4 protein-coding genes are annotated in these 5,435 nt (G+C 66.7%); 3 read left to right on the forward strand and 1 reads right to left on the reverse strand.

Annotation, left to right across the window (positions count from 1 at the left end; genetic code table 11):
- The 3 genes from ACFOSH_RS42095 to ACFOSH_RS42105 form a co-directional block, all read left to right on the forward strand.
- Positions 1-240: transposase (locus ACFOSH_RS42095; RefSeq protein WP_378247080.1), on the forward strand; the 240-nt coding region annotated here is incomplete at its 5' end.
- A gap of 107 nt (positions 241-347) precedes the next feature.
- The gene (locus tag ACFOSH_RS42100) at positions 348-1,520 is read left to right on the forward strand and encodes a choice-of-anchor B family protein (protein WP_378247082.1); all 1,173 of its coding nucleotides are present in this window, start codon (positions 348-350) and stop codon (positions 1,518-1,520) included.
- 12 nt (positions 1,521-1,532) lie between these two features.
- Positions 1,533-2,414 carry a hypothetical protein gene (locus ACFOSH_RS42105; RefSeq protein ID WP_378247084.1) on the forward strand — a complete coding sequence of 294 codons (882 nt, stop codon included), beginning with the start codon at positions 1,533-1,535 and terminating at the stop codon, positions 2,412-2,414.
- Here ACFOSH_RS42105 and ACFOSH_RS42110 read toward each other — a convergent pair.
- A complete protein-coding gene (locus tag ACFOSH_RS42110) occupies positions 2,395-5,076 on the reverse strand; it encodes a beta-N-acetylglucosaminidase domain-containing protein (RefSeq protein ID WP_378247086.1) in 2,682 nt (893 codons plus the stop codon). The two genes, ACFOSH_RS42105 and ACFOSH_RS42110, sit on opposite strands and share 20 nt — an antisense overlap.
- Positions 5,077-5,435: the final 359 nt, after the last annotated feature.

Below are 5,435 nucleotides of genomic sequence, written 5' to 3' on the forward strand. Positions count from 1 at the left end.
CCCGAACTCCGCAAAATCGTCTACACTACCAATGCGATCGAATCAATCAACTTCCAGCTCCGCAAAATCACGAAGAACCGCGGACACTTCCCAGACAAAGATGCTGCCATGAAGCTCCTCTACCTCGGGCTCCGTAACATATCGAGCCAGCGCGGCGGCGATTCCGGGACTGGAACACATGGCTGGAAAGTGGCACTCAACACACTGATCAACATCTTCCCAGGACGCATACTTTTCTGATAACCTACAAATGTAAGCAAATCACCTCTGGCTTACACAAAAATCGTGACAGGCTCTCCGCGCACGACCCCGAAACGGCGGAGGGGCAGGCAGCGGCCAAGACTTTCATGGCCGACCACGTCCCGGCCGAGCGTCACGCCGTCACCGGCACCGCGGCGGGGGTGCCCTGTGTCAACGGCAAGGCCGACATCTACCCGTGCAAGAACGTCGACCTGCTCAGCGTGCTTCCCCTGTCCGGTCTCGGCGGCGGGAACGGCAACGACATCTGGGGCTGGACCGATCCCGCGTCCGGCAAGGAATACGCCATCGTCGGGCGGACCAACGGCACCGCGTTCGTCGATCTGAGTACACCGACCTCGCCGAAGTTCCTCGGCAACCTGCCGTCCAACGGCGGCAGCAGCTCGTGGCGCGACATGAAGGTGTACAAGAACCACGCGTTCATCGTGGCCGACTTCATCACCGGGCACGGTATGCAGGTGTTCGACCTGACCCGCCTGCGCACGGTCACCACACCGCAGACCTTCACCGCCGACGCGCTGTACAAGGAATTCGGTCCCGCGCACAACATCGCGATCAACGAGGAGACCGGTTTCGCCTACGCGATCGGCTCCAACACCTGCCGCGGCGGACCGCACATCGTCGACATCCGGAACCCGAAGGCCCCGGCCAAAGCGGGCTGCGTGTCGCAGGACGGCTACACCCACGACACCCAATGCGTCGTCTACCGAGGACCGGACACCGCGTACCAGGGCAAGGAGATCTGCTTCAACGCCAACGAAGACACGCTGACCATCGTCGACGTGACCGACAAGGCCAGGCCGGTCCAGGTCTCGCGCAAGGGATATTCGGGCGCGCAGTACTCGCACCAGGGCTGGCTGACCGGTGATCAGCGCTACTTCCTGCTCGACGACGAACTGGACGAGTCGCGCGGCACCGACAAGCGCACCAAGACCTACGTCTGGGATCTGGCCAAGCTGTCCGCCCCCGTGCACACCGGCGTCTACAGTTCACCCGCCACCGCGATCGACCACAACCAGTACATCAAGGGCCAGTACTCCTACCAGGCCAACTACCAGGCGGGTCTGCGCATCCTGGACGTCAGCGGCGTCGCTTCGGCGAAACTGTCCGAAGTCGGCTACTTCGACATCTACCCGTCGGGCAACGCGGCGAACTTCAACGGGGCATGGAGCAACTACCCGTACTTCTCCAGCGGCATCGTCATCGTCAACGGCATCGAGCAGGGTTTGGTCGTGGTGAAACCCGCTCTCGCCGGGAAGTGACCGGGACCGATCGTGCGTAAGCCCCGGATCACGGATTGGTTGTTCCTCGCGCTGGCCCTGGTGATCGGAGTGTTCGCGGTGTCCGTGGCACTCCGTCCGACGCCTGGTTCCGCACATTCGGCTCACCAGCAGCCCGTCATGACGGCGGACCTGCTGCCCGCCGCGCACAGCGATGGGCTGTCGGAGGCGGAGAGCGGATACCGGTTCGACCGGGTCACCACACCCGGCAGCCGGGGGTCCGTGGTTCCGGTCGCTTTCCGGATCCTCGGCCCCGACGGGCGGCCGGTCACCCGTTTCTCGGACAACCAGACCAAGCAGATGCACTTCTTCGCCGTGCGCGACGACATGAACGTCTTTCAGCACGTGCATCCGGTGCTGGACGGGGACATCTGGCGCACGAGTCTCGCACTGGCAGACGGTGGCGCCTACCGGATGTTCGCCGAGTTCGTCCCGCTCGACACGAAGGACCCCCGTCATCCGGTGGTGCTCGGTGTCCCGTTCACCGTGCCGGGTGACACCAGCTTCGTCCCGGTGCCCGCTCCCGCCGGGGGCACCGTGACGAACACGGGCTACCGGGTGGATCGGGCGGACGGAATGGCCTGGATTCCGGTGATGCGGGCGCAGGTTCTCCGCTTCGCCATCCGCGGCCCGGACGGCGCGCCGGTCACCGCTGTCGATCCGCATCTGGGCGCCAACGGGCATATGACCGGTTTCCACACCATGCTGCTGTCGGCGACGCACCTGCATCCGGTGCAGCCGGTCGGTGCGGCGCTGGTGGACGGTGAGCTGACCTTCCACTCCCTGTTCTCTGAGCGTGGCGAATACCGGTTGTTCCTGGAGTTCTCGCACGGCGGGAGGGTGCACACGGCCGCCGTCACCGTCGCGGTGGGCTGACCGGAACGACCTCGGCGATCTTCGGCGGCGCACCTCCCGGTGCCCAGAGGAGCCGGACGCGGTCGGTCACGGAGTCCTGAGCAGGCAGTTCCGTGTAACCGCCCGTCATCCGGCCGATCGTGTGCCAGCCGCCTTCCGCGTCCGCGACCTGGACGTCGGCGCCCGCGCCGGCTTCCGCCGCCAGGACGACCACCTTGCCCAGCTGCTTCGGCGCGGCGACCGCGATGACGAGTGCGTCACCGGGTACCGGCGCCGATGCCGCCGTGTACACCGAATCGGCGTTGTTGTCCGCGGCGGCGGGGAGATTCGAGCCCGCCGGGGTGCCGGTGACCGTGTACTTAGGACTGTCCGGTGTGGACACGGTGAATTCCCGGACCACGACCCAGAACCCTTGGGCGCCGGTCACGCGCAGCCGGACGAACCGCGCCGAGGCGCCGTCCGGGAGGTCCGCCGAGATCACCGGCTCGGTGACCGCCTTCACCGTCGTCCACCGCTCGCCGTCGGCGGAGTATTCGAGGACGCCGTTGTGGATGAAGTCGTTCGGGCTGGTCTGTTTGCCCATGGTGATGTCCACATGGGACACCCGCTGCGCGGTGCCGAGGTCGACGCCGACGGTGTCGCCGACGCGCGGTGCCCAGTCGCTCCAGTAGTAGGTCTCGGGGTCGCCGTCGACCATCCGGGCGGGCACGTTGTCGGTGTAGGTGCCCATCGAGGTTGTCGGTTGCGGCCGGATCCCGGGCAGCCCGAACCAGCGGTCGGCCGTCGCCAGCGCGCTGTTGAGGAACGGCACACAGACGTCCGTGCAGGTGCTCGGGTTACGCGGTCCTCGCGCTGTCTGGACCCGGATCGCCTGCGCCTTCTTGAGCGCGGTGACGAGTTCCCCGCGTTCCGCCCACGCCTTCGCGCCGTCGCCGTCGACCTGCGCGAGCAGCATCTTCACCGCGTGCCCGCCCGCCTGACCGTAGAGGCCGACCTGGTCGAGCCACGGCCCGACCTCGGCGAGGAACTTCGGGTTCGCGGCCATCCCGCGTCGCAGGTCTTCGGGGTCGGCTGCCATCGAGGTGAGATAGCGGTCCAGCTTCGCCGCCGCGTCCCACGGGTCCTTCTTCGCCAGCGCGGCCCAGAACGCGGCGAGCAGCGGGCGCAGCACCGGCGAGTCCAGATCCGGCTTCCCGGTTTCGAGGCGGACGAGCAGACTCGAATAGTTGTTCTCCGCGAACACCTTCAGCGCCGGCGCGGCAGGGCCGCCGAGATCGGCGATGGCGGCGAGCCACGCTTCGTCGGGGTCGTACTTCTCCGGGTTCCACAGGAAGTCACCCGAGGTGAATTCGGCGATCTTGGACGCCTCGGCCTGCACCATCGGGTTCGCGGTGATCCCGGACAGGAACTTCGCGACCCCGGGTTCGCGGCCGATGTACGGGCCGAGCAGCAGCCGTTCGGTGATGTAGTCGTTGACCGGGTAGTTGTCCCAGATCAGGATGTCGTGCCCGAAGACCTCTTTCGCCTGCCGCGCCTGCTTTTCGGTGATCTGCCCGGCGATCACGCCGACGCCCGTCCACTCGACGATCACCGCCTTGTCGAGCTGGATGCGCAGCGCGGTCTTGTACGGGGAGTCAGCGAGGTCGTAGTACTCGGTGGGCACGGTCTGCAGCCGTTCGGCGCCGGGATGCGTGGCGATGAAGTCCTGCTGCACCCGGTTGAGCAGGAACGACTGCGCCGCGCCCGCGGCCGCGCCACCGGTGCCGAACTTCGCGGCGTCGGCGTCGCAGTTCCAGCGGGTGTAGGAGATGTCGTCGAGCGGGATCGCGAACGACCGCACTCCGATATCCCACAGGGACTGGAACTTCGCGACCAGCGCGGCTTCGTCGGCGTCCGAGGAGTAGCAGACCGAAAGCCCGGGGGAGAGGGCGTAGGTGAACTCGACGTGGTTCGCGGCGGCGCGGGACACCAGTTGCGAGAGCAGTGCGAGCTGGTCGGGCGGGTATTGGTCGCGCCAGCGGGCGCGCAGGAACGGGTCGTCCTTGGGGGAATAGACATACATGTTCTGCTTGGTGCGGCCGTAGAAGTCCAGTTGTGCCAGCCGATCGGCATGCGACCACGGCGCGCCGTAGAAGCCCTCGATCACCCCGCGCAGCGGAGCCGCCGGCCAGTCACGCATGCTGAACGCGCGGCTCTTGCCGGACGCGAACAGTTGCCGGAACGACTGTGCGGCGTAGAACGTCCCCGAAGTGTCCACACCGGACAGTGCGACCACCCCGCGATCGGCGGCGAGGACGTAGCCGCCGGGGGACAGGCCTTCTGGGCCGTCGACGCGGAGCGCGGCGAGCGCGAGGGCGGTCGCCCTGCTTTCGGCGGGGCCGCCGACGAAGACGACGAGCCCGCCGTTGCCGCGTTCCCGGTCGACTGCCGCTTGGTCGTTGTCGGTGATCTTGACGAAGGTGCTCGTCCCCGCCGAGCGGAGGACCTGCTCCACGACGGCGAGCGCGGACGGATCGGTGTCCGCGCCGACGACCTCGACGACCGTGCGCGGGATGGACACCTCTCCCGGCCGTGGCGTCAGCTGCTGGGGCGTCGGCCAGACCCGCGCGAGCGGCGGGGAAGCGGCGGCCGCGCTCGCGGAGGCGGGAACGGCCACCGCCACCGCGGTCACGAGCAGCGTCACCGGAATGAGTCGAAGTACCCATCGGAAGGACATCGGCTGGCCCCCAAACCGTCGAGCGACGACGTTCTGTGAGCAAGGAAACACCCAATGCGATGATGGAGGCTAGGTCGTTCTGGGTGATTTTCCGACAGCGAATGCGTTGGTCGTGAGTGGCAAGTGTCGTTCTAACGCGACTTACCACTCACGAGAACTGGACCGACGCGTCACCGCCACTTTGGGCGCCCGAGGTACGTGAAGGACTCCTTCATTGCGTCTAGGAGGCTGTTGCGTTTTGGGGCGACCTGCTGGTGATGATTTTGGTGTGGGCTGGTGATGCTGGGAGAATCCTGGTGTGGCTATGGGTTTTCGTCCGGTGGATC

Origin of the sequence: Amycolatopsis speibonae (genome assembly GCF_042647925.1) — a bacterium.
In the GTDB taxonomy this organism is placed as follows: Bacteria; Actinomycetota; Actinomycetes; order Mycobacteriales; family Pseudonocardiaceae; genus Amycolatopsis; species Amycolatopsis speibonae.

What these genes read in the sequence shown, in the direction of transcription:
- ACFOSH_RS42100 (WP_378247082.1), top strand. Translation starts at nt 348, where the DNA reads ATGGCCGACCACGTCCCGGCCGAGCGTCACGCCGTCACCGGCACCGCG.